Annotated in this window: 17 protein-coding genes and 2 pseudogenes; 13 read left to right on the top strand and 6 right to left on the bottom strand. The window is 69.3% G+C overall.

Annotation, left to right across the window (positions count from 1 at the left end):
* The first annotated feature begins 38 nt into the window (after positions 1-38).
* The 6 genes from ACIP8W_RS00645 to ACIP8W_RS00620 all read left to right on the top strand — a co-directional run bounded on the left by ACIP8W_RS00645 (position 39) and on the right by ACIP8W_RS00620 (position 11257).
* The gene (locus tag ACIP8W_RS00645) at positions 39-2027 is read left to right on the top strand and encodes an alpha-1,4-glucan--maltose-1-phosphate maltosyltransferase (RefSeq protein ID WP_401947383.1); all 1989 of its coding nucleotides are present in this window, start codon (positions 39-41) and stop codon (positions 2025-2027) included.
* The gene (gene treS / locus ACIP8W_RS00640; protein ID WP_401946294.1) at positions 2024-3751 is read left to right on the top strand and encodes a maltose alpha-D-glucosyltransferase; all 1728 of its coding nucleotides are present in this window, start codon (positions 2024-2026) and stop codon (positions 3749-3751) included. Before ACIP8W_RS00645 ends, treS begins: the two co-directional genes overlap by 4 nt.
* Before the next feature lie 292 nt (positions 3752-4043).
* On the top strand, positions 4044-5507 hold the full coding sequence (locus tag ACIP8W_RS00635; protein WP_401946296.1) for a maltokinase: 1464 nt from the start codon (positions 4044-4046) through the stop codon (positions 5505-5507).
* Positions 5508-5843: 336 nt separating this feature from the next.
* Positions 5844-8009: a 1,4-alpha-glucan branching enzyme gene (gene glgB / locus ACIP8W_RS00630; RefSeq protein ID WP_402201608.1), complete on the top strand. Its 2166-nt coding sequence runs from the start codon at positions 5844-5846 to the stop codon at positions 8007-8009.
* 207 nt (positions 8010-8216) lie between these two features.
* A complete protein-coding gene (locus ACIP8W_RS00625) occupies positions 8217-9731 on the top strand; it encodes a hypothetical protein (RefSeq protein WP_401946298.1) in 1515 nt (504 codons plus the stop codon).
* A 122-nt stretch (positions 9732-9853) separates the two neighbouring features.
* A complete protein-coding gene (locus ACIP8W_RS00620) occupies positions 9854-11257 on the top strand; it encodes an alpha/beta fold hydrolase (RefSeq protein WP_401946300.1) in 1404 nt (467 codons plus the stop codon).
* Positions 11258-11609: 352 nt separating this feature from the next.
* On the opposite strand, the pseudogene ACIP8W_RS00615 reads toward ACIP8W_RS00620, so the two are convergent.
* Together ACIP8W_RS00615 and ACIP8W_RS00610 are read right to left on the bottom strand one after the other, a co-directional pair.
* Positions 11610-12160 (bottom strand): annotated as a pseudogene (locus ACIP8W_RS00615) (helicase); the annotation flags it as partial.
* Positions 12115-13482 (bottom strand): mucin-1, encoded by a 1368-nt coding sequence (locus ACIP8W_RS00610; protein WP_401946303.1) that lies wholly within the window; start codon positions 13480-13482, stop codon positions 12115-12117. The gene ACIP8W_RS00610 and the pseudogene ACIP8W_RS00615, both read right to left, overlap by 46 nt.
* A gap of 206 nt (positions 13483-13688) precedes the next feature.
* Here ACIP8W_RS00610 and ACIP8W_RS00605 point away from each other — a divergent pair, with 206 nt between their 5' ends.
* The 7 genes and pseudogenes from ACIP8W_RS00605 to ACIP8W_RS00575 form a co-directional block, all read left to right on the top strand.
* Positions 13689-14708: a LacI family DNA-binding transcriptional regulator gene (locus tag ACIP8W_RS00605; protein WP_401946306.1), complete on the top strand. Its 1020-nt coding sequence runs from the start codon at positions 13689-13691 to the stop codon at positions 14706-14708.
* A 151-nt stretch (positions 14709-14859) separates the two neighbouring features.
* Positions 14860-16200, top strand: a complete 1341-nt coding sequence (locus ACIP8W_RS00600; protein WP_402201490.1) for an ABC transporter substrate-binding protein — start codon at positions 14860-14862, stop codon at positions 16198-16200.
* A 64-nt stretch (positions 16201-16264) separates the two neighbouring features.
* Entirely contained in the window at positions 16265-17281 is a 1017-nt protein-coding gene (locus tag ACIP8W_RS00595; RefSeq protein ID WP_401946311.1) for a carbohydrate ABC transporter permease, read from the top strand.
* Position 17282: 1 nt separating this feature from the next.
* On the top strand, positions 17283-18119 hold the full coding sequence (locus ACIP8W_RS00590; protein WP_401946314.1) for a carbohydrate ABC transporter permease: 837 nt from the start codon (positions 17283-17285) through the stop codon (positions 18117-18119).
* A gap of 5 nt (positions 18120-18124) precedes the next feature.
* Complete coding sequence (locus tag ACIP8W_RS00585) at positions 18125-19180, top strand: carbohydrate kinase (protein WP_402201488.1); 1056 nt, start codon at positions 18125-18127, stop codon at positions 19178-19180.
* A 245-nt stretch (positions 19181-19425) separates the two neighbouring features.
* Complete coding sequence (locus tag ACIP8W_RS00580; protein ID WP_402201487.1) at positions 19426-20883, top strand: glycoside hydrolase family 16 protein; 1458 nt, start codon at positions 19426-19428, stop codon at positions 20881-20883.
* 84 nt (positions 20884-20967) lie between these two features.
* Positions 20968-21345, top strand: a pseudogene (locus ACIP8W_RS00575) (hypothetical protein); the annotation flags it as partial.
* A gap of 215 nt (positions 21346-21560) precedes the next feature.
* On the opposite strand, the gene ACIP8W_RS00570 reads toward ACIP8W_RS00575, so the two are convergent.
* From ACIP8W_RS00570 to ACIP8W_RS00555, 4 genes are all read right to left on the bottom strand, one after another.
* Entirely contained in the window at positions 21561-22364 is an 804-nt protein-coding gene (locus ACIP8W_RS00570) for an SDR family NAD(P)-dependent oxidoreductase (RefSeq protein WP_402147805.1), read from the bottom strand.
* Positions 22365-22382: 18 nt separating this feature from the next.
* Positions 22383-23534, bottom strand: a complete 1152-nt coding sequence (locus ACIP8W_RS00565; RefSeq protein WP_402201485.1) for an MAB_1171c family putative transporter — start codon at positions 23532-23534, stop codon at positions 22383-22385.
* Positions 23524-24060 (bottom strand): hypothetical protein, encoded by a 537-nt coding sequence (locus tag ACIP8W_RS00560; protein ID WP_402147811.1) that lies wholly within the window; start codon positions 24058-24060, stop codon positions 23524-23526. The genes ACIP8W_RS00565 and ACIP8W_RS00560 overlap by 11 nt, the downstream gene beginning before the upstream one ends.
* Before the next feature lie 119 nt (positions 24061-24179).
* Positions 24180-24569 carry a hypothetical protein gene (locus tag ACIP8W_RS00555; RefSeq protein ID WP_402147814.1) on the bottom strand — a complete coding sequence of 130 codons (390 nt, stop codon included), beginning with the start codon at positions 24567-24569 and terminating at the stop codon, positions 24180-24182.
* Between the last annotated feature and the right edge of the window lie 75 nt (positions 24570-24644).

The following is a 24644-nucleotide window of genomic DNA, read 5'->3' as shown; positions in this document are numbered from 1 at the left end:
TCCCGCCCGCACAGCCCTCAGGTGATCCAGTGAAACCGCTGATCGGTCGCATTCCCGTCCTGGACGTATCTCCGCTCGTCGACGCTGGCAGACGCCCTGTGAAGGCGGTGAGCGGTGAGTCCTTCCAGGTCACCGCGACCGTCTTCCGCGAGGGGCATGACGCGGTCGCCGCCAACGCCGTACTCATGGATCCGGGGGGCCGGGCCGGCCCCTGGACGCCGATGGCCGAACTGGCCCCCGGCACCGACCGCTGGGGCGCCGAGGTCACCCCCACCGGGGAAGGCCGCTGGACCTACTTCGTCGAGGCGTGGAGCGATCCGGTCGCCACCTGGCGCCACGCCGCCGGGATCAAGATCCCGGCGGGCATCGACACCGACCTGGTCCTCGAAGAAGGGGCGGCGCTCCATGAACGCGCCGCCGCCGGGGTGCCCAAGCGCGACGGCCGGGAGGCCGTGCTCGCCGTCGTGGACGCCCTGCGCGACACCGCGCGCCACGCCGCCGACCGGCTGGCCGCCGCGCTCGCCCCCGAGGCCGTCGCCGCGCTCGCCCGCCATCCGCTGCGCGACCTGGTCAGCGCCTCGCGCCCGCTCCCACTGCTGGTGGAGCGCGAGCGCGCGCTGTACGGCTCCTGGTACGAGCTGTTCCCGCGCTCCGAGGGGGCCATCGTCAAGAAGGGCGAGCCGCCGGTCAGCGGCACCTTCCGGACGGCCGCCGAGCGGCTGCCCGCGGTGGCCGCGATGGGCTTCGACGTCGTCTATCTGCCACCGGTCCACCCCATCGGCACCACCCACCGCAAGGGTGCCAACAACAGCCTCGACCCCACCGCCGAGGATGTCGGTGTGCCGTGGGCGATCGGCTCGGCCGAGGGCGGCCACGACGCGATCCACCCCGACCTCGGCACGATCGAGGACTTCGACCACTTCGTGGAGCGGGCCCGCACCCTGCGGATGGAGGTCGCGCTCGACTTCGCGCTCCAGTGCTCCCCGGACCACCCCTGGGTCACCAAGCACCCCGAATGGTTCCACCACCGGCCCGACGGCTCGATCGCGTACGCGGAGAACCCGCCCAAGAAGTACCAGGACATCTATCCGATCGCCTTCGACAGCGATCTGCGCGGGCTGGTCCGGGAGACCACCCGCGTCCTGAAGTACTGGATGTCCCACGGCGTACGGATCTTCCGCGTCGACAATCCGCACACCAAGCCGGTGCTCTTCTGGGAGAAGGTCATCGGGGCGATCAACCGCACGGACCCCGACGTGATCTTCCTGGCCGAGGCGTTCACCCGGCCCGCGATGATGCGCACGCTCGGCGCGGTCGGCTTCCAGCAGTCGTATACGTACTTCACGTGGCGCACCACCAAGCGGGAGCTGACGGAGTACCTGACGGAGCTGTCCGGGGAGTCCGCCGCGTACATGCGGCCCAACTTCTTTGTGAACACCCCCGACATCCTTCACTCCTACCTCCAGGAAGGCGGCCGGCCCGCCTTCGAGACGCGTGCCGTGCTCGCCGCGACCATGTCCCCGTCCTGGGGTGTGTACGCGGGATATGAACTCTGCGAGAACACCCCCGCCGAGCCCGGCGGCGAGGAGTACCTTGACTCGGAGAAGTACCAGCTGAGGCCCAGGGACTGGGAAGCGGCCGAGCGCGAGGGCCGTACGATCGCCCCCCTGATCACCACGTTGAACCGGATCAGACGGCGCCATCCCGCCCTGCGTCAGCTGCGCGACATCCACTTCCACCACACCGACAACGACGCGGTTCTCGCGTACAGCAAGAGGTCGGGCACGGACATCGTTCTGGTGGTCGTCAACCTCGACCCTCACCACACCCAGGAGGCGACGGTCTCGTTGGACATGGAGCGGCTCGGCCTCCAACGGCACGAGACCGCCCCGGTGCGCGACGAGCTCACCGGCGAGACCTATCACTGGGGCAGTTCCACCTATGTGCGTCTGGAGCCGGGCGTCACGCCCGCGCACATCGTGGCGCTGCGACCGTCCCCGCCGATCGGAGGGTCACCCACATCATGATCGTCAATGAGCCCGTCCACGACACGTTCGAGGACACCCCGGCCCAGGACCGTCATCCCGACTGGTTCAAACGAGCCGTCTTCTACGAGGTCCTGGTGCGTTCGTTCCAGGACAGCAACGGAGACGGCATCGGCGACCTCAAGGGAATCACCGCCAAGCTGGACTATCTCCAGTGGCTCGGCGTCGACTGCCTCTGGCTGCCGCCGTTCTTCAAGTCGCCTCTGCGCGACGGTGGTTACGACGTATCGGACTACACGGCGGTGCTCCCGGAGTTCGGCGACCTCGCCGACTTCGTGGAGTTCGTCGACGCCACGCACCAGCGCGGCATGCGTGTGGTCATCGACTTCGTCATGAACCACACGAGCGATCAGCACGACTGGTTCCAGGAGTCCCGCAAGGACCCCGACGGCCCGTACGGCGACTACTACGTCTGGGCCGACGACGACAAGCAGTACCAGGACGCCCGGATCATCTTCGTCGACACGGAGTCGTCCAACTGGACCTTCGACCCGGTGCGCAAGCAGTACTACTGGCACCGGTTCTTCTCCCACCAGCCGGATCTCAACTACGAGAACCCGAAGGTGCAGGAGGAGATCATCTCCGCGCTGCGCTTCTGGCTGGACCTGGGCATCGACGGCTTCCGGCTGGACGCCGTCCCCTATCTGTACCAGCGGGAGAACACCAACTGCGAGAACCTCCCCGCCACCCACGGCTTCCTCAAGCGGGTCCGCGCGGAGATCGACGCACACTATCCCGACACGGTGCTGCTCGCCGAGGCCAACCAGTGGCCGGAGGACGTCGTCGACTACTTCGGCGACTTCCAGAAGGGCGGCGACGAATGCCATATGGCGTTCCACTTCCCGGTGATGCCACGGATCTTCATGGCCGTACGCCGCGAGTCCCGCTACCCCGTCTCCGAGATCCTGGCGAAGACCCCGGAGATCCCGACCGGCTGCCAGTGGGGCATCTTCCTGCGCAACCATGACGAGCTGACCCTCGAAATGGTCACGGACGAAGAGCGCGACTACATGTACGCGGAGTACGCCAAGGATCCGCGGATGCGCGCCAACATCGGCATCCGGCGCCGCCTCGCCCCTCTCCTGGACAACGACCGCAACCAGATCGAGCTGTTCACGGCGCTGCTGCTGTCCCTGCCCGGCTCCCCGATCCTCTATTACGGGGACGAGATCGGGATGGGCGACAACATCTGGCTGGGCGACCGGGACGGCGTACGCACCCCGATGCAGTGGACCCCCGACCGGAACGCGGGCTTCTCCTCCAGCGACCCCGGCCGGCTCTATCTGCCGACGATCATGGACCCGGTCTACGGGTACCAGGTCACCAATGTGGAGGCGGCGATGGCGTCGCCGTCCTCGCTGCTGCACTGGACGCGCCGGATGATCGAGATCCGCAAGCAGAACCCGGCCTTCGGGCTCGGCTCGTACACCGAGCTGCCCTCGTCCAACCCGGCGGTGCTCGCCTTCCTGCGCGAGGCGCCCTCGGAGCGGGGCGACGGCGACGACCTGGTGCTCTGCGTGCACAACTTCTCGCGCTTCGCGCAGCCCACGGAGCTGGATCTGAAGGCGTTCAGCGGACGCAGGCCGGTGGAGCTGATCGGCGGGGTGCGGTTCCCCGCGATCGGGGAGTGGCCCTATCTGCTGACCCTCGCGGGCCACGGCTTCTACTGGTTCCGCCTCAGAAAGGACTCCGGCACCCCCGCGTGACACGGTGTGCCGCGTCCAGCTGACAGGGAGTCGGGGCACGGCCCCGTGCGAGACGGTTTCCGCCGCATCGCACGGGGCACGCTTCTTCACATCCCGTTCGATTTACATCCCGATATCCCCAACTGATCCATAGCCAGTTCGATCGATTCGATCATATCCGTATCTATTTCGTACGAAATCGATCCGTACGGATCATCCTCACCCGACACGTCCCGCACAGCCGGACAGCCATTGCCGCAATCCGGGACACTCTGCGCATCCTGTGGTGTGCCCGGGGAAAGGACGCGATGCCATGTCGAAGGCTGCATCCACCCGGACTACCCCGCGCCTCATCGACACCTCGCCCGCGACTGCGCCCACCGGGTCACCCCCTCCACCGTCCGCCGGCGCGCGAGCGCTGATCGGCTCGCTGGCGCCACTGCTCCACGACTGGCTGCCCCGCCAGCGCTGGTTCGCGGGCAAGGGCAGCCCGGTCACCGGCTTCACCCCGGTGACGGTCACGGAGCTGCTGCCGATGGGCGCGGGTGGTCCCGGGCTACTGCATCTGCTCGTACGGGTCGAACAGCGCGGCGGCTCGGGGCCGCCGCCGGACGCCCCGCCACCCGCCGGGGACTGCTACCAACTGCTGCTCGGGGTCTGCGACACCCTGCCCGACCGGCTGACCGCCGCGCTGATCGGCCGGGCCGTACAGGGCCCGCTGGCCGGCCGCACCGTCTACGAGGGCCTGCGCGATCCGCTCCTCGCCGAACTGCTGCTGGACCGGCTGCGGACCCCGGGCGGCCCCGGGCCGCTGCGGTTCGACCGGACGGGCCCGGTCCCCGCCGGGCTCACCGGCCGGCTGCTCGACGCCGAACAGTCCAACTCCTCCCTGGTCTTCGGGGACGCGGCGGGCGACGCGTACATCCTGAAGATCCTGCGCCGGGTCTTCCCCGGACCCCATCCCGATCTGGAGCTGCCGCTCGCGCTGGCGGCCCAGGGGTGCGAGCGGGTGCCCGCGCCCATCGGCTGGTTCGAGGCGGACGATCCGGGTGGCGGGGAGACCCTCACCCTGGGCGTCCTCCAGCCGTATCTGAGCGGTTCGCGGGACGGCTGGCAGCTGGCGCTGGCCGCGCTCGGCCACCACCACGAGTTCACCACCGAGGCCCGCGCGCTGGGGCGGGCCACCGCCGAGGTGCATCTGGCGCTGGCCGCCGCGCTGCCGACCGTACCCCTCGGCGGCGGACGGCTGGCCGACGGGATGACCGAACGCCTGGAGGCGGCGGCGCGGGCGGTGCCCGCGCTCCTGCCGTACGTCTGCGGGCTGCGCACCGCCTTCGACGCGCTCGCCGCGCTCGACGGGGCCGGGCTCGGCAGACCCGCGCAGCGCGTCCACGGCGATCTGCACCTGGGGCAGACCCTGCGGACCCCCGACGGCCGCTGGTCGGTCATCGACTTCGAGGGCGAGCCCGCCCGCCCCCTCGCCGAACGCCGCACCCCACAGCCGCCGGTCCGCGATGTCGCGGGCATGCTCCGTTCCTTCGACTACGCGGCCCGCTCGCACGAACCCTGGCGCCCCGACTGGGCGGCGCGCTGCCGGGCGGCGTACTGCGAGGGGTACGCGGCGGCCTCGGGCACCGACCCGCGCGCCGAACCGGAACTGCTGCGCGCGTACGAGACCGACAAGGCGGTCTACGAGGTGCTGTACGAGGCCAGGCACCGCCCCGACTGGCTACCGGTCCCGATGGCCGCGATCCGCAGGCTGGCGGCGGGCGCCTGACCCCCGGGCGCCCCCGCTCACCACCCCTGTCCACCCATCCACCGTCCATCAGGAAGCCCCGCCGAGGAGGCAGCCCCTGTGACCGCCCGCACGCCGTCCGACCGCACGTCCCCGCCCGAACCACCCCGCGTCGCCGCCCCGGCCACGGTCCCGGCCCCCGCGAAGGCGGTGACGAAAGCGGTGGCGAAGAAGCCGAAGGCGAGGAAACCCACCCGCGCCACCGACCGGCGGACCGGCCCGCGCACGCCCGCCGCCACCGAACCGGTCGCCGTCGAACCGGGCGCCGTCGCCGGACCCCTCGCCGCCGAACCGCTCGACGGCGGCGACCGGGAGCGGCTGCTCGCCGGGGCACACCACGATCCGCACGGGCTGCTGGGGGCGCACCCGGTGGCCGGCGGGGTGCTCTTCCGGACGCTGCGCCCGTACGCGAAGGCCGTGACCGTTGTCGTCGACGGGGCCCGGAGCCCACTGTGCGACGACGGCGACGGCCTCTTCTCCGGGGTGCTGCCGCTGGCCGCCGTACCGTCGTACACCCTGCTGATCCGGTACGGCGACATCGACGAGAACCCCGACGAGCTGGAGGTGGTCGATCCGTACCGCTTCCTGCCCGCGCTCGGCGAGCTCGATCTGCATCTGATCGGCGAGGGCAGACACGAGGAGCTGTGGACGGCGCTCGGCGCCCGCCCGTTGACCCACCAGGGCGTGACCGGCACCCGCTTCACCCTCTGGGCGCCCAACGCCAGGGGGGTGCGGATCGCCGGTGACTTCAACTACTGGGACGGTACGAGCCTGCCGATGCGCTCGCTCGGCTCCACCGGGGTGTGGGAGCTGTTCGTCCCCGGCATCGGCGAGGGCGCGCTCTACAAGTTCGACATCGCCCGCCCCGACGGCTCGCACACACTGCGCGCCGACCCGATGGCCCGGCACACCGAGGTGCCGCCCGCGACCGCCTCCGTCGTCACCGCGTCCCACCATGTGTGGCGCGACGAGCGGTGGATGGCACACCGCGCCGACCGCCCGGTCCACGAGGCGCCGTTCTCGGTCTACGAGGTCCATCTCGGTTCCTGGCGACCTGGGTTGACGTATCGTCAGCTGGCCGAACAACTGCCCGCGTACGTCAAGGATCTCGGCTTCACCCATGTCGAGCTGATGCCGGTCGCCGAGCACCCCTTCGGCGGCTCCTGGGGCTACCAGGTGACCGGCTTCTACGCGCCGACCTCCCGGCTGGGCACCCCGGACGACTTCCGCCATCTGGTGGACGCGCTGCACCGCGCGGGGATCGGGGTGCTGGTCGACTGGGTGCCCGCGCACTTCCCGAAGGACGAGTGGGCGCTCGCGCGGTTCGACGGAGAGCCGCTGTACGAACACGCCGACCCGCAGCGCGCCGAGCACCCCGACTGGGGGACGCTGGAGTTCGACTACGGGCGTACGGAGGTACGGAACTTCCTGGTCGCCAACGCGGTGTACTGGTGCGAGGAGTTCCACATCGACGGGCTGCGGGTCGACGCGGTCGCCTCGATGCTCTACCTCGACTACTCGCGCGAGGAGGGCCAGTGGTCGCCCAACGAGCACGGCGGCCGGGAGAATCCGGACGCGGTGGCCTTCCTCCAGGAGATGAACGCCACCGTCTACCGCCGCTGCCCCGGGGTGGTGACCATCGCCGAGGAGTCCACCGCCTGGAACGGTGTCACCCGCGCCACCCACCATGTCGGGCCCGACGGCTTCGGCGGCCTGGGCTTCGGCCTGAAGTGGAACATGGGGTGGATGCACGACTCGCTGGAGTACATCGCCAAGGAGCCGGTCCACCGCAAGTACCACCACGGGGAGATGACCTTCTCCATGGTGTATGCGTACAGCGAGAACTACGTCCTGCCGATCTCGCACGACGAGGTGGTGCACGGCAAGCGCGCGCTGGTCTCCAAGATGCCCGGAGACTGGTGGCAGCAGCGGGCGGGCCACCGCGCCTACCTCGGCTTCATGTGGGCCCACCCGGGCAAGCAACTGCTGTTCATGGGGCAGGAGTTCGCCCAGGGCGCGGAGTGGTCGGAGAGCCATGGCCCGGACTGGTGGCTGCTCGACCCGTCGTACGGCGCGGAGCCGGACCACCGGGGGGTACGGGACCTGGTCCGCGATCTCAACACGGTGTACGGGGCGACGCCCGCGCTCTGGGAGCGGGACACCGCGCCCGAGGGGTTCGCGTGGGTGGACGGGGACGCGGCCGAGGACAACGTCTTCGCGTTCCTGCGCTTCGACGCGACGGGCTCGCCCCTGCTGGCGGTCTCCCACTTCTCCCCGGTGGTCCGCCAGGGGTACCGGCTCGGCGTACCGGAGGAGTTCGGCGCGTGGACCGAGGTCCTCAACACGGACGCGGCGCGCTACGGCGGCGGCGAGGTGCTCAACACCGATCCGCTGAAGCCGGAGGCGGTGGGGGCGCACGGCCGGCCGGTATCGCTCCAGCTGACCCTGCCGCCGCTGGCGACGCTCTGGCTGCGACCGCTGTAAACCCTTCTTCGCCACGCCCTCTCCGTATGACGTACCATCAGAACACGTTATCCCAGATGTAGTTGGGGCGGCCGAGGCTGTCGTGACGGCAGACTGTGGCCCCGCCGGCCGCTCCGGCGGGGCCACTCATGTACAACCCCCGACGGGTTTCGTCGGTCCTGCTGTCAGTAGGTCCTGTCAGCAGGCCCACCGACCCCGGGAGCCGTCTTGACCCCACATGAGATCACCCGACGCGAAATGTCCCGGCCCGGGACAGCCCGACGCGGCACGAACCGTCGCCTCGCAGCCCCCTTCCTCGCCCCCTTCCTGGCGATCTCCGCCGCCTCCGCGCTGCTCGTCACCGGGGCCGCGCCGGCCCTGGCCCAGGGTACGGAACGGAGCTGGGACCAGTTGTGGATCTCCGCCCCGTACGAGATGGCGCTGCTCGGGGCGGACGACGCGGGCCACGCCCCCGTCCGGACCCTGGACATCCGCCTCTCGCACGACAACACGGAGAACACGGTGCCCGGCGGCACCCTCACCGTCGATGTGACCGCGCTGACCGAGCTGGCCGAGATCGGCTGGCCCGCGAACTGCGCCGAACACACCGCCGGGACGGGCCAGGAGCGTACGGTCACCGGTGTCTGCTCGTTCCCCGGACTGTCGGGGGGCAATTCCGGCCCCGGCGCGGAGATCTCCGTACGGGCCAAGGCCGGAGCGGCCCAGGGCGCGTCCGCCACGGTCACCTCGACGGCGGTCGCCGGAGAGCTGACCGCCGTCCCCACCGAGACCACGGTGACGGTGGCCGACGGCCCCGATCTGGGCCTCGGCGACACACCGGTCCTGACCGGTGTGGTCCCGGGCAGCGCCGTCGAGGTGCCGATCGTCCTCACCAACACCGGCAACCGCACCGCCGACCGCACCCTGCTGACCCTGTTCGCCTCGCACGGCCTGGACTTCGCCGCCCGGTACGGCAACTGCGCGTACCTCGAACGCGATCCGGCGAACGGCCCGGCCGGTGCGCAGGCCATCTGCGTCCTGGACGAACCACTGGCCCCCGGCCGGACGGTCGCGCTCGACGCGGGCAAGCTGCGGGTCAAGAGCAACGCGCTGTACGACCGCTTCGACCACACGGTCGAGCCGTACTCGGACGAGGCGCTGGAACGGGCGCGCGCCGGACAGCCGTACGTCCAGGGCGTCGGCGCCGATCTCACACCACGCCCGGTGACCGCGCCGGCCCGTGCGGCGGCGACGGACCCGGATGTCGACCTGTCGGACAACTACCGTTCCACCATGGTCAGAGCCGTCAACACCGCCGACCTGCGACTGATCGGCAGCACCCCCTCCGGAGCCGCCGGTGAGACCGTCACCGCGTCGGTGACGGTGGAGAACCGGGGACCGGCCTGGGTCGCCTCCCTGGGCGCGGGCGAACCGATCGCGACGGTCGACATCATCGTGCCGGAGGGCGCGACCGTCACCGCCAAGCCGGAGGGGTGCTCCGCGCGCACCGCGTCCGGCGAGTGGCAGCGCCCCCAACTGGGCGCCCCCCGCTACAGCTGCGCGACCAACATCTGGCTGGACGAGAACGGCAGCGAGTCCTTCATGTTCTCCCTCCGCGTCGACCGCGTCGTCCCCGCCGCGACCGGCCGCGCCGTCACCCTGAACGACAACCCGGAGCTCCGGATCCGCGACTTCGACCCGGACCTCTCCAACAACGAGACCTCCATCGTCGTGAACGGCTGACGGACCGCGCGCACGGCGGGCGGTCCGGGCAGGAGGGCGAGGACGTCCGGGGGCCCTGGTGCGTGGCGCGCCGGAGGGGGGAGGGAAGCTGTGGCGAGCAACTCTCACTGGAGGTATGTGAAATGACGAGCCGACTGCCGCGCCGTACGGTGCTGGGCGGAATGATCGGTGGTCTGGCCCTGGCGTCGGCCGCCGCCGGCGCGGGGGCAGGTTCCGCGCAGGCCGTGGGACGTGTACCGGGTGCCGCGGGACGTGTACCGGACGCCATCGAACGGGAGCCGTATGTGCCGGTGGCCGTGGGCGGTGGGGGTGGGCCCGTCGGGACGGACCGGGTGCATGTCCTCAAGGTCGGTCCCGACGCGGCGGGCACCGTTCTCGTGCTGGTGCCCGGTATGTTCGGCGCGGCCAACGACTTCCGTCTCATGGCCCGTGATCTGGTCGCGGCCGTGCCCGGGTTGCAGGTGTGGGCCCTGGACCGGCGGGAGGAGAACCTCGCCGACCGGTCGGGGTTCGCCGGACCGGACCCCGTCGGCTACTACCTGGACGGGCACTACCGTACGCAGAACCCGGCCGCGTCCCCCTTCGCCGCGAACTGGGGTCTGTCCCTGACCCTCGCGGATCTCCGGGCCGTCGTCCGGGCCGCGGGCCGGGGTGGCCGGCGCGTGGTGCTCGGCGGGCACTCCTGGGGAGCGACGACCGCGATGGCGTACGCGGCCTGGGACTTCGACGGCCGCCCCGGCTACCAGGACCTCGCCGCGCTGGTGGTCATCGACGGCGGGGTGCGCGGGGCGTTCGACGGGACGGGCGATCCGGTCGCCGACTCACCGGAGGAGGTACGGGAACGGCTGGCGGCCATCGACGCCGGGGCGGTCTTCGACCTGACCCTGAGCGGGGTGGGACTGGGCAGCCGCGCGGAGAGCACCCAGATCTGGTACCAGCTCGCCGGCCACTACGCACTCCACGCCCCCGACAGCCCCTCCGTCCTCCAGCCCCGCCTCCCCGACACCCTGCGCCTGCCGTACACCGTCACCAACGCGGGCCTGCTGGGCTTCCTGGTCGACACGGGCTTCGGCTGGCCGAACACCATCAGCGTGCACTCCGGACACCTCGCCGACAGCGGAGACGTACGCGGCTGGATCGACACCGGCAGCACACCGATCAGCCGGGTCGCGACGGCGTACGCCGGTCCGGTACCGGCCGTATGGGAGTGGTACTGGCCCGCCCGGCTCTCCATCGACCTCGACATCACCGACGCCTACACCGACTCCGCCCTCGCCCGCTCCCTGGGCCTGCGGCTCCACCACGCCCACCGCCTCAACATACCGCTGTACACCTTCGCAACGAGCTACGCCAAGGGCACGATCACCGAGGCGGCGCGCACGGTGGTCGCCGACTCCCTTATCCCGTACGCCACTTACGAGACCGACAACGGCATGAACCACCTCGACCCGCTCTTCGCGGCCCCCGCCCACAACACCCTGACCCGGACACTCACGGAGTTCCTGAACGGACCGGCGGCCCGCTGACGGAGAAACCCGGCCGGCCCCCTCGCGAGGACCGGCCGGACAACCGTCATGTCCTCCATGTCCGGCGGGAACCAGGGCAGTTGGCGCCGGGCCCCATGTCTCGGCCTCGCAGCGAGGGCAGCCGTGCCGGGGTGTCGCGGTCGCGGATGATCCCGGGGTGCTGGGTGGCGCGGGTCAGGGCTGCGTACAGGTCGTTGGCGCCTCGGGGCGAGGCGGCCATGACGCCTTCCGGGTCGACGACGATCACCGTGTCGAATTCGGGCCCTTCGCCCGGCGGGCGTCGAGCAGGACCGTGGGGCGGGTCAGGTCCGGGGTCGGGCCCCAGGAGGCGGCCGGGAGTTCGGTGGCGAGGGCGGGTGTCGGCCTCCTCGTAGCGTTCCGCGAAGCGTTCGGCGTCGATGACGTCGTGTGCGGCGAGCGCCTCCGAGTCCTCGTCCTCCCCGTCCTCGAACTCCTGGGTACGCGAGCCGTACGACAGCTCCGACACACCCTGCGCACAGGCGATTCGCTCCTGCCGGTCCAGTGCGGCGGCGGCGCGGGCGGCGCTGTCGTCCTCACCGAGCAGCTCGGCGGCCTCGTCGAGCAGGGGTACGTCGGCGGGGGGCCAGTCGTCGACGGCGTCGGTGCCGGTACGGGGCCCGGCGCGGCGCACGGCGGCGTCCCCGCGCGTCGAGCCGGCGCGGCTCCGCGAGGAAGTCCGCGACGAGCCGCTGCGGGGTGAGCGTCGGCCACAGCGCGTCGATGGCGGCCTGGACCTCGCGGCCGACGGCGATCTCCTTGCCGAGCTGGGTGATATCGGCGGGGTCGAGCCGGGCAGCCGAGAGGGTCGGCGCCGATGCGCGCCGCCAGCCGTTCGGTCAGCGCGTCGATGGTCCGGAAGGCGAAGGCGGGCCGGGCCAGATGGCCGAGGCGTCGTCGCGGTGGGGGTCGGGCAGCCGGACCGGGCGGACGGGGACGGTGTGTTCGCGGCCTTCGGTGACGGCCGTCCACGCGGTGGGGTGGCCGGTGTAGCACAGGGCCGTGAGGACGAAGACGTTGTCGGCGTAGATCTCGACGTACTCGCCGATGGTCAGAACGCGCAGGGTCGCGGCGGGTTCGGTCAGGACGGTCTCGGCGAGCCGGGTCCCGGCCGGGCCGGTCACCCAGAGGTTCTTGCCGTCGCAGCCCACGGCGAGGGCGGCGCGGCCGGTGTCCGGGCCGGCGGTGCGCAGGGTGATCCCGACGGGTCCGGAGACGTCGATGTCGCCGACCGCGTGCGGGGTGGGACGGTCGGTCTCCTCGCCGAGCCAGGTGTCCAGGCCGGGCCACCACTCCAGGCGGGGCGCCGAACCCTCCCGTACGACAAGGGACTTGGGCTGGGCGAGCATCCCGCGACAGCGCTCGCCCGTGTCGGTGAGGCCGATCTGGCGGGGCGTGGTGTGCAGGACGACACGGGAGCCGTCGGGCGCGGCGATGACACGGGGGGCGTAGGCGCCGGTCGGGCCGAGGGGGCCGCGCCGGGTCCAGGGGCCGCGCAGGTTCGGGGCGGTCCATGACTCGAAGCCCCGGGAGGAGCCGATCGAGCCGAGCAGCAGCCAGCTGCCGTCGTCGAGGCGCTCCAGGACCGGGCACTCCAGCTCGTCGACGTCGCCGGGCGAGATGAGCGGCGGGTGGACGGTCCAGTGCTCCAGGTCGTCGGAGGTGGCCAGGGCGACGCATCCGCCGGTCTCGACGGGCCGGGAGGCGTCGCTCGCGCAGACGACCATCACCCAGCCGTCCGACGCGTCGTCGCGTACGACGAAGGGGTCGCGCCAGCCCATGTTCTCGCCCGTGCGATACCACCGCGGGTCCGCCTCGACGACCGGGCCGGTGCCGTGGCGGCGCCAGCCCGTACCGTCCGTACGGTCGGAGTGGGCGAGGCCGACGGACTGGAGCGGCCAGCCGCCCGGTGTCAGCCCGCTCACACCGGTGTAGAACATCGCCATCCCGTCGCCGTGCCGGAGGGGATGCATGGTCCACACGGCCTGCTGGTCGAAGCGGCCGGGCAGACCGTTGCCGAAGGCGGTGCCCTGCGGCTGCCAGCCGACCAGGTCGGTGGAGGTGGCCCGGCCGTAGGAGGTCTCCATCCGCAGATGGTCGAACTCCGTTGTCCAGGGGCCCTGGAGGTGCAGCACCGCATACGTGCCGTCCTCGTCGCGCAGGAGGGCGAAGTCGTTCACGCAGAGGCCGGGCGGGGCGTATCGCATGCACAGTTCCTGTCGGCTCACAGCACCCACATCACAGCACCCAAGCGCGTGCGCTGTTCCGTGCGCTGATCATTGATCACAACGGACTTTCTTAAGGACCGGCCCAAGTAAATATGAACGCAAACGCTTGCGCAAGACGCCACGTAGGTTTACGGTCACGTCACCCACAGATCACACCGATGTGAAACCGACGGGAGAAAAGCGCTGTGCCGGTCAGCATCACCGATGTCGCCCGCGCCGCCGGGGTCGCGGCGTCCACCGTGTCCCGCGCGCTGCGTGGCCAGCCTGGCGTGTCCGACGAGGTACGGGCGCAGATCACGGCCGTCGCCGCCCAACTCGGCTACACCGCCTCGCGTTCGGCGTCGAGCCTGGCCAGCGGCCGTACGTACACCATCGGGGTCGTCGTCCCGTACGTGGGCCGTTGGTTCTTCGGCACCGTGCTCGACGCGGCCGAGCAGGTGTTCAGCGCCGCCGGGTACGACGTCCTGCTGTACAACCTGGGCTCACCGGAGACACGCAAGCGTTTCTTCACCAAGCTGCCGGTCCGCAAGCGCGTGGACGCCGTGCTGTCGCTGCTCATCCCCGACGAGGCGGAATCCGCCGCGCTGCGCTCGCTGGGGGTGCCGCTGGCCAGTACCGTCGGCGGCGCCCGGTCCGGCTTCACGGTGGTCGGCATCGACGACCGGGCCGGCGCGGAGAGCGCCGTACGGCACCTGGTCAACCTCGGCCACCGCCGGATCGGCATGATCAGCGGGACCAGCGGGCCGCTGCACTGGACCACCCCGATCCAGCGACGCCAGGCGTATCTGGACATCCTGGCCGACGCGGGGATCGCACACGACCCGGCCCTGGAGGCGGACGGCGACTACACCGTCGAGGGCGGCGAGCGGGCCGCGACCGAACTGCTGGCCGCCGCGCGGCCGCCGACCGCGGTGTTCGCGCAGTCCGACGAGATGGCGATGGGCGCGCTGCGCGCGCTGCGCCGCCACCGGCTGAAGGTGCCGGACGACGTGTCCGTCATCGGCTTCGACGACCACGAACTCGCCGATGTGGTCGGGCTGACCACCGTCGCCCAGCCGGTCGCGGGACAGGGCGCGGAGGCCGCCCGGCTGCTGCTGAGGCAGCTGGACGAGCCGGACGCCCCGCTGCCGGGGCACGTACAGATGCCCATCCGCCTCGTCCTGCGCGAAACCACCGCCCCGCCGCGCCCGCGCGGACCGCAGTAACCCGGGTCCGCGGCAACCCGGTTCCGCGGCAACCCGGTTCCTTAGCGCCTCACTTGAGGTGCCCGCCGCCCCACTCACGTCCCCCCTGTCACTCCCCTGTCGAACCCCTCGCGCCCTCGCGGCAGCACCGAACGCACGGAGGCACACACCCATGAGCTCACGAAGCAGAAGGTTCCGCCGTACCTCTCGTACGGGCCTGGCCCTCGCCCTGCCTCTGGCGGCGCTGGCCGCCTGCGGTGGGGGCGGCACCACCGCCTCCGTGGAGGCGGGCAGCGGCAAGGGCACCATCAGTGTCTGGGCCCACCAGGGCCAGAAGAGCGAGGACGCGGCGCTGCAGAACGCGGTGAAGTCCTTCAACTCCTCGCAGAGCGGGATAAAGGTCGACCTGAAGCTGGTCCCCGGCAACGACTACACGAAGACCATCACCGCCACCGACGCCTCCAAGCTGCCGGACATCGTGGAGTTCGACGGCCCGACCATGGCGAACTTCGTCTACAACAAGAAGCTCGCCCCGATCGACCCGTACGTCTCCGCCAAGACCCTCGCCAACGCCACTGACGCGAGCAAGGCGCAGGCCGCGATCGGCGGCAAACACTACGGCTTGGGCATGTACGACTCCGGGCTCGGCGTCTACGGCAACAAGAAGCTGCTGGACGCGGCCGGGGTGACGTACCCGACCGGGCTGTCGGACAGTTGGACGGCGGAGCAGTTCACCGCCGCGCTGGGGGCGCTCAAGGCCAAGGACTCCGACGGCAAGCCCCTCGATCTCCAGGAGAGCGGCGGATACGCCAACGAGTGGGGCACCTACGGCTTCGCCCCCATCGTCTGGTCCGCCGGCGGCTCCCTCCTCAAGGACGGCAAGGCGACCGGCGCCCTCGACACACCCGCCGTGGTCTCCGCCCTGGACACCTTCCAGTCCTGGAAGACGTACGTCGACCCCAACACCGACGGCAACGCCTTCGCCAAGGGCCGTACCGCCCTGAGCTGGGTCGGCCACTGGATGTACCCCGCCTACAGCGAGGCACTCGGCGACGACCTCGTCGTCCTGCCGCTGCCCGATTTCGGCAACGGCCCCAAGACCGGCCAGGGTTCCTGGGCCTGGGGCATCGGCGCCGACTCGAAGAACGCCAAGGCGGCGGGCGCGTTCCTGGACTACCTGCTCAACGACGCCAACGTCGCCGCCATGACGACGGCCAACGGCGCCCCGCCCGCCACCCGGACCGCTCTCGCCAAGAGCCCCCTGTACCGGCGGGGCGGCCCGCTCCAGCTCTTCGCCGACCAGCTCGCCAAACCCTGCGGCGACAGCGACATCACAGCCTCCTGCATCGCCGTCACCCGCCCGGTGACCCCCGGATACCCGGTCATCACCTCGAAGTTCGGCGAAGCCCTGAACTCGATCTACGGGGGCACCGACCCCAAGAGCGCCCTGGCCAAGGCCGCCCGCGCCATCGACCAGGACTTCTCCGACAACGCCGGCTACAAGATCCCGTAGGCCCCATCGGCCGGGGCGGGCCCGCGCACGCCGCACCCGCCCCCGCCGGGAACAGGACCCACCCGTGAAATCAGTCGAACCCGCGCACGCCGCGCCCCCCGGCCCGGAGCAGGCCCCGCCCGTGACAGACATGAAGCCCGCGAGGCCGGCTCGGACCCCGCGAACCGCGCGCGCTGTGCGAAAGAACCGCGACTGGGTGCACGGACTGCTGATGTCCACTCCCGCCGTCGTCGGCCTCATCGCCTTCGTCGGCGTACCGTTCGGCTACGCCGTTTTCCTCTCCTTCCACAACGTCCGCCTCGGCTCCCCACTGGAACCGTCCTTCTTCGGTGTGGAGCAGTACCGGCGGCTGTTCACCGATCCCGACCTGTCCGGCCCGTTCCTGCGGGCCCTGCTCAACAACCTGACCTTCGCCGTGGTCGTCGTACCCCTGCAGACCGCCCTCGCGCTCGGGCTGGCGATCCTGCTCAACCGCAAGCTCAAGGCCATCGGCCTGTTCCGGTCCCTCTTCTTCCTGCCGGTCGTCTTCCCCATGGCACTGGTCGCCGTGATCTGGCGGCTCATCCTCAGCCGCAGCGATCAGGGCATGCTCAACTCCGCTCTGAACGCGGTCAGTTTCGGCGACTGGGGCGCCTTCGACTGGCTGGGGAACAGCGCCACCGCGATGGCCTCCATCATCGTGCTGTCCATCTGGCAGGGGGTCGGCTTCCAGATGGTCATCCTGCTGGCCGGTCTCCAGCAGATACCCACCGAGTTGTACGAGGCCGCCGACCTCGACCGCGCCACCCGCTGGCAGCGGTTCCGCCATGTCACCCTGCCCGGCATCCACGGCACCCTGGTCTTCGTCGCGATGCTCACCTCGGTGCTCTCCTTCCGGGTCTTCGACCAGGTGTACGTCCTGATCCGCGGCGGCGGCCTCGACGAGGACGCCACCCGTACCGTGATGTACCAGGCCGTCACCACCGCCTTCGACCAGAACAACATCGGCCAGGCGTCCGCGATCACCGTTGTCTTCTTCCTGATCGTCGTCGCCCTGACCCTCATCCAGCGCCGCGTCGTCCGGCCCGAGAACGAGGACTGACATGACCCGTACGCCGCTGCGCCGCTTCCTCGACTACGCCGTCCTCGCCGTCCTGGCCTTCATTTTCGTCCTGCCCGCCCTCTACCTGTTCATGGGCAGCCTCAAGCCCTCCGACGAAGTCCTGAACGGCGTCTCGGGGTTCCTCCCCACCCATCTCTCCTTCGACAACTACTCCGCCGTCCTGAACAGCCTCAACTCCGACAGCACCGGCTACTTCTGGCGCTTCATGGGCGTCTCGCTGCTGCTGGCGTTCGTGGTGGTCACGGGGGGTCTGTTCATCAACTCGATGGCGGCGTACGGGCTGTCACGGCTGAAGTGGCGCGGCCGGGAAGCCGTCTTCGGCCTCATCCTCCTGCTGATGCTGGTGCCGTTCGAGTCGGTGGCCGTCCCGCTCTTCTACATGTTCAACGGCCAGCGCAATACCCTGTTCATCCAGGCGATCCCGTTCCTCGCCAACGCCTTCTCGGTCTACCAGTTCCACACGTTCTTCCGCTCGATCCCGCCCAGCATCGAGGAGGCCGCGCGGCTCGACGGCGCGGGCCCCTGGCGTACCTTCTTCGCGATCATCGTGCCGATGAGCAAGCCGGCCTTCGCGTCGGTGGCGATCCTGACCTTCCTCACGCAGTGGGGTTCGTTCCTGTGGCCGGTGCTGATGGTCTCCGACCCCTCGGTACGCCCGCTGCCCCTGGAGATGAGCGTCTTCCAGGGCCAACTTCCCCCGGACTGGGGCCAGATACTCGCCTTCGGGGTGCTCCTTGTCCTCCCCGTACTGGTGATCTTCACCTTCTTCCAGCGCTGGTTCGTCCAGGGCGTCGCCAGCTCCGCCGTCAAGGGATGACCCGGATGCACCAGAAACACATCACCGTCCTCGGCGAGTGTGTCGCCGACGCCTTCACCACCCCGGAACCGGGCACCGCACCACACGCCCTCACCACCCCGGAACCGAATGCCGGAACACACGCCCTCCCCACCCCGGATCCGGCTGCCGGAACACACGCCCTCCCCACCCCGGATCCGGCTGCCGCACCACACGGCCTCACTCTGCGGGTGCTGCCCGGCGGCGGGCCCGCCAACACCGCTGTCGCCCTCGGCCGGCTCGGCACCCCCACCCGCTTCCTCGGCCGGCTCTCCCACGATGTCTTCGGCACCCTCTTCCGCGCCCGGCTCACCGCCTCCGGCGTCGATCTGACCGGCTGCGCGACCGCGCCCGAGTCCAGCACCCTCGCCGTGGCCGATCTCGACCCGGCCGGCCAGGCCACGTACTCCTTCTTCGCCGACGGTACGGCCGACTGGCAGTGGACCGACGCCGAACTGGCCGCCGCCCCACTGGACGACACCGTCTGCCTGCACACCGGCTCGCTGGCGCTGGTACGGGACCCCGGCGGCCCCCGGATCGAGGAGTTCCTCGGCCGCGTACGTTCCCACACCACCGTCTCCATCGACCCCAACGTCCGCCCCCTGCTGGTGGCGCCCGCCGTCTACCGCGAGCGGCTCGCCCGCTGGTGCGCCCTCGCCGACATCCTCCGCCTCAGCGAGGACGACCTCGCGTTCCTCGCCCCCGGAGCCACTCCCGAGGACGCCTGCGACACCTGGCACGCGGCCGGTGCCCGGCTGGTCGTGATCACCCTCGGCGAACGCGGCGCCCTCGCCTCCCTCGACGGCGAACGGGCCACCGTCCCCGCCCCGCCCACCACCGTCGTCGACACGGTGGGCGCGGGCGACTCCTTCACCGCCGGCCTGCTGCACCGGCTCGACGCCCACGGACGCCTCGGCGGCCGGCTGGACGGCCTCACCCTCCACGAGGTCGTCGACGCCTGCTCGTACGCGGTACGCGTCGCCGCCCGAACCTGCTCGGTGCCGGGCGCCGACCCGCCATGGGCGGACCGGGAAGCGATCTGAGGCGATGGCCGCACCAACCCGCTTGGACCGGCTGCCGGTTCAGCCACCAGCGATTCGATCGGCTTCCGGTTGATCGCAAAATCAACCGGAATCAATGGCCCCGACGCATCACAACCGCGTCGGGGCCATTGACGTCCCACCAGCCACACCGCTAAAGACGTACGGAGAACGCCCCCGACCGACCCCCGACCGACCTGGTTTTCCCCTCGGCGGCATCCGTACGTACCACGCACGTGAGGTGTTTCTTGAGAACGAGCCGTGTCAGACACACCCAGCCCTCTCCCTTTCTCGCCACCACCCTCGCCCTCTCCCTGATCGTCACCCTGGCCGGGCTGCTCGGCCTCGGCGGCGCCGGTCCCGCACAGGGCGCCGTTCCTCCCGCGCCCGGCTGGAACCTCCAGTGGAGCGACGACTTCAACGGGGCGAACCGTACCCCGCCCTCCGCCGCCAACTGGCAGACGGACACCGGCCACAGCTACCCGGGCGGCCCCGGCAACTGGGGCACCGGCGAGATCCAGAACTACACCGCGAGCCCCGACAACCTCAGCCTCGACGGCAACGGCAACCTCCGGATCACCCCGCTCAGGGACAGCGCGGGCAACTGGACCTCCGCCCGGATCGAGACACAACGCGCCGACTTCAAGGCCCCGGCGGGCGGCACCCTGCGTATCGAGGGCCGGATCCAGATGCCGAACGTGACCGGCAGCGCCGCACTCGGCTACTGGCCGGCCTTCTGGGCGCTCGGTTCGCCGTACCGGGGCGACTACTGGAACTGGCCGGGCACCGGCGAGTTCGACATCATGGAGAACGTCAACGGGCGCAACTCCGTCTGGGGCGTGCTGCATTGTGGCGTCAACCCGGGCGGAGCCTGCAACGAGAGCACCGGCATCGGCGCCAGCCGCGTCTGTCCCGGGGCGAGTTGCCAGTCCGCCTTCCACACCTACCGCTTCGAGTGGGACCGCTCGATCGCGCCGAACGAGCTGCGCTGGTACGTGGACGACCAGCTCTTCCACCGGGTGAGCCAGAGCCAGCTGGACGCCACGACATGGGCCAACATGACCGACCACGCCGGGTACTTCATCCTGCTCAACGTGGCGATCGGCGGCGCCTTCCCCAACAACGAGCTGGGCAGCCCGACCCCGACCCCGGCGACCGTCCCCGGCCGCCCCATGCTCGTCGACTACGTGGCGGTCTGGACCCGGGGCGGTGGTACGACCACACCGCCGCCCACTGGCTCCTCCACCCTGTACGCGCTGACGGGCGCCGGCCTCGGCGACCCGGCGGGCTCGGCGGCGACCACCACGATCTCCTCGGCGGGCGGCGCCAACTACGACGGCACACCGCGCAACCCACAGGTCTTCACCTCCGGCGGGATCACCAGGACGTACAACGGCGGCGCCACTCAGTTCGACCTCTTCGTGGACGCCGGTACGGCGATCGGCAACGGCCAGCAGATCAGGGTGAGTTACGACCGTACGGGCGACGGCGTCTGGGACCGCACCGAGACATACCAGTACTTCGCGACCGATCCGGTGCCGGGGTACGAGCGCTACACCCAGGGCCGGGGCCTGAAGTCCGCCACCGGTTCACACGGCGACCTGGTCAACGGCAAGGTCCGGATCGAGGTCTGGAACGCCATCGGCGGCGGAGCCAGCACCCTGGGCATCGGCAACCAATCGGTGATCCGCATCCCGTTCAGCTGATCCGCGCGGACGCCACCGACGGGCACCACCGATCGGCCGCCACCGACCGGCCGCCACCGACCGGCCGCCACCGACCGGACGTCGCTGATCGGACGCCGTCACGGACCTGCCACCCGGGCGACGCGGCAGGTCCGCATACATACCGGAGGGAGGCATGATGGGGACAGGACGCCCACCTTCTCCCCTCCGGCCCCCGTACCGGTCCACGACGGGGACTGCGGCTTCTGCACCACAGCGGCGACCTTCACCGAACAGCACATCCGGCCCCACCGCACAACGGCCCCGTGGCAGTTCCCGGATCTGGACGACCTCTGCGCCGACCGGCGACAGGCCGAGTACGAGCTGCCGTGGATCACCCCGGCCGGAGCGGTCCACAGCGGCACCCAGACCGTCGCCAAGCTGCTGATGAGCACGGACGGCGGCTGGACCGCACCGGGGGCACCGCTCACACTGCCGCCCGTCCGCTGGATCGCACACAGCGTCTACCGGCTCGTCACGAACAACCGCGCCCGCATGCCGGGCTCCACACCAGCCTGCGCACTGCCTTCGGAACGGCGGCAACGAGGACCGCTCACCAGTCCGCAACCGACAAACGGCCCCCGTTCCATGACCACCCTCCGCAACCTCGCCACCAGCACCTGCCGCCTCGCCCAACTTCCGGCATCCGGTGACCCTGGCTACGGCGTCGTTTCATTTGGTGAGGCGACAGTGGCAGATGCGGGCTGCGTCCGCGGGCGGGCCATCTTCTTGGCGACCACAGCACGCGGCAGATGCCGAGCAGCAAGGGCAAACGCCTTGTAGCGCCAACCGGTAATGCTGACTGGCCGGTTGCGATGTAGATCCTTCAACGCCTGGGTTACCACGGCGTCCGCTTCCAGCCATGCCGACGAGGGGAGTGCGCTCACATCCATCCGCGCCCGTTCCTGGAACTCCGTGCGAGTGAACCCGGGGCAAACGGCGAGCACGCGCACCCCGTACGGCGCCAAGTCAACACGCAAGGATTCGCTGAACGCAGTGACCCACGCCTTGGCGGCACCGTAGGTCCCGGTGGGCAGCAGACCGGCCACGGAAGAAATGTTCACAATGGCACCCCTCCCTCTCGCCCGCATCCCCGGGACAGCTGCGTGGCTGAGCCGCAGAGGCACGCGGACCAAGATCTCCAGCATCCGCTCCTCGTCCTCGAGCGAGTTGTACGGGAAGGGAGCCGCCAGTCCGAAACCGGCGTTGTTGACCAGAACATCGACGGGCCGCTCCTCCGAAGCAACCCGATCGGCCACCATCTGGCAATCCGTGGAATCAAGGAGGTCGGCGACGATGACGTCGACGGAGATACCAAACTCAACCCGCAGGTCGTCGGCGGCGCGCGCCAAACGTTCCTTGTCGCGAGCAACTATGACGAGATCGCAGCCTTTGGCCGCGAAGCGACGAGCGAACGCCGCGCCAATACCTGCGGTAGCGCCGGTGATGAGAACTGTGGTCACGAAAATTCGCTTTCAGAGTCATGACTTGAAGGTTCGAGCAGAGGCTGAGCCATAGGCGCGCGCCACGTCGACGAGAAACTTTTTCTCGTCCTCGAAATCGCCACTCGAAAGAGTGACTGTACTGAAAGAGCTCTGTCGTTTTGGCCGACCTGCCAGCTTTCCCCTGCTCGCTTCCATGATCACACACGCCAGTACGGCCGCGTCACTGCCCGAGATGGAACCGCGGGCGATCACTGTGTGGCTCCGGGCGAGGTCCGGAACTCCAGGCTCGATGTATTCGCTGAGAACCAGGATGGCATCCCGAATTTCGATGACCTTGCGGTACACGAGCAGCCTGCGAGGGACAAGAGGGAACAGCAACTCGACAAATCTTGCCCGGGGCTTGGTCAGCGCCACATGCGGCACAGCCTCCAGAAGATCTCGCCAGAGCGGCCAAAGATGCCATGCGACGATAGCGTCCGCCGCAATACGACGTAACGCGAAGAACGTCGGCAGCAGGATGGAAGCCGCTCTCAACAGGCCGTGCAGATTCATGAGGAGAGGTAGATAAGGAAGGGCCCAGGTACTGTCAAAGATCACTCGGATCAGGTAGGCGAGCCAGAAGAGTCCAGCCAGCGCAGTACCCAGAGCGAACAGCCGCAGACCGGCCGCGACACTACGACTCTCCGTGCGTCGGCTGTAATGCCAGCACACGAAGACACAAACGATGTTCGTCAGCAGATGTGTAGCAATCAGGGTCAGCCAGTAGCCAAGAAGAGGAATGGCGTCACCGGCCGCCGTGATGCCGTGTTCCCGGTGAGGCGGCGCCAGGATGTCAAGAACCACAAGGGCCGTCATTATCAAGCCAGTCGCGATGCAGAAACTGCTCTTCAGTCGACGACCGCCGATGGGTTCGGCTACAAAATACAGCACAGCACCGGCCGAAACCACACCGGTCAAGTTCCTCACCAAAGCGATGAGGTGAGTTGACCCGGATTCTCTGACGGCGAGAGCGACGACGTCGGGAAGGTTCAGAGTCATCGCCACGGCCGCTGTCATTACAGCAAGCCACAGCCCTCGCTGCTTCGGTGAACGGATAACCGAAGGAAGACGAGCCAGCACAGCCGCCCAGAGAAACACAACACTTGGATAATCGAGCGATTTACCGATGTCCGCTATATCAGCGGACATCTGATACCCCTACACCGAGCGCCGATTCGATTTTGGCCAGAGATCCTTGCGGTTGCGCCCCATGCGGTTGTGATCCATGCGACTTATACGCGCTCATCCGTATCAGACTGGCGAGCATCTCGGCCTCCTGTTCCTGGCGAGCATTGTAGTTGGTGCGTCCGAGAAAATATTGCACACGTCCCGGATCCAGATCTGGAAGCTTTTTTCCAATTCCATCACCAACACTCTGCCATTGTTCATTGTGTTCAAATAAAATATGCCCGATTTCATGCAAAATAATGTGCTCCTGATGCAATCTGGAGGTCTGGCTCTCATAAAATATGTGGTCAGCTCCGGAGGTTGCGAGCCACAATCCACAAACGCCGGCTGCCGCACCTTCTCGCGGTAACGGGTGAAGATGCAGAGGTTTTTTTCGGAGCTTCTCTATGCGACAACAGAGAACATCGAGAGAGAATGGATCCGGTACGTCGATATTTCGCAACATAACTTGGCAGAATTTACGCAGCTTAAGGTACTCGTACGACATGTACGACACGCACTCCTCTTCAGATTCACTCCGCCGGCAACGATGGTAGCCATACATTCGGGGCGACATCCTACCTTCTCCCTTCGGTCGGTTGGGTCAACAGGGGCGCGCCGGTAATTTCACGCAAAACATCCTCCGATGTCATCACAGCCGTAACCGTCGACGACGAAATCCTCTCCCCCAAGCAAGTTTGCCGATAAATCGACCAGAATGACCGTAGTCGAACCGATCCTCGAAGGCGAGAGGTTTGGAATATTGCAACGCCAGAAATTGTCCGAATTTAAATGTTTGAACACCACCTTGGCGGCGATGGCGAGAAAGGAAAGGCGGTACTCGACCTTGCCTTCGCAGCGGTGGCGCAGTCGGAGGCATCCGGCGAAGCAGGTGGTTGGGGCAGACTGTTCGGCAAGATCTCTGCCGTGGCGAGTCCCGTTCGACTCGGCCTCCCACCGAACCGGACGTGACGACTCCTCCTCATCCGCCTTCCCGTGATCACGGCGTGAAATCATCTGACCTTCTGCGCCTTGCCCGACAGCCGGGCGCCGGTGCTTCCCGAAACATCCAACAAGCCGGAACGGCCCATC

The organism is Streptomyces sp. NPDC088554, from assembly GCF_044752945.1.
Taxonomy (GTDB): domain Bacteria; phylum Actinomycetota; class Actinomycetes; order Streptomycetales; family Streptomycetaceae; genus Streptomyces.
The sequence above is the reverse complement of the archived record's forward strand: the minus strand, read 5'-3'. Positions and strand labels throughout refer to the sequence as shown.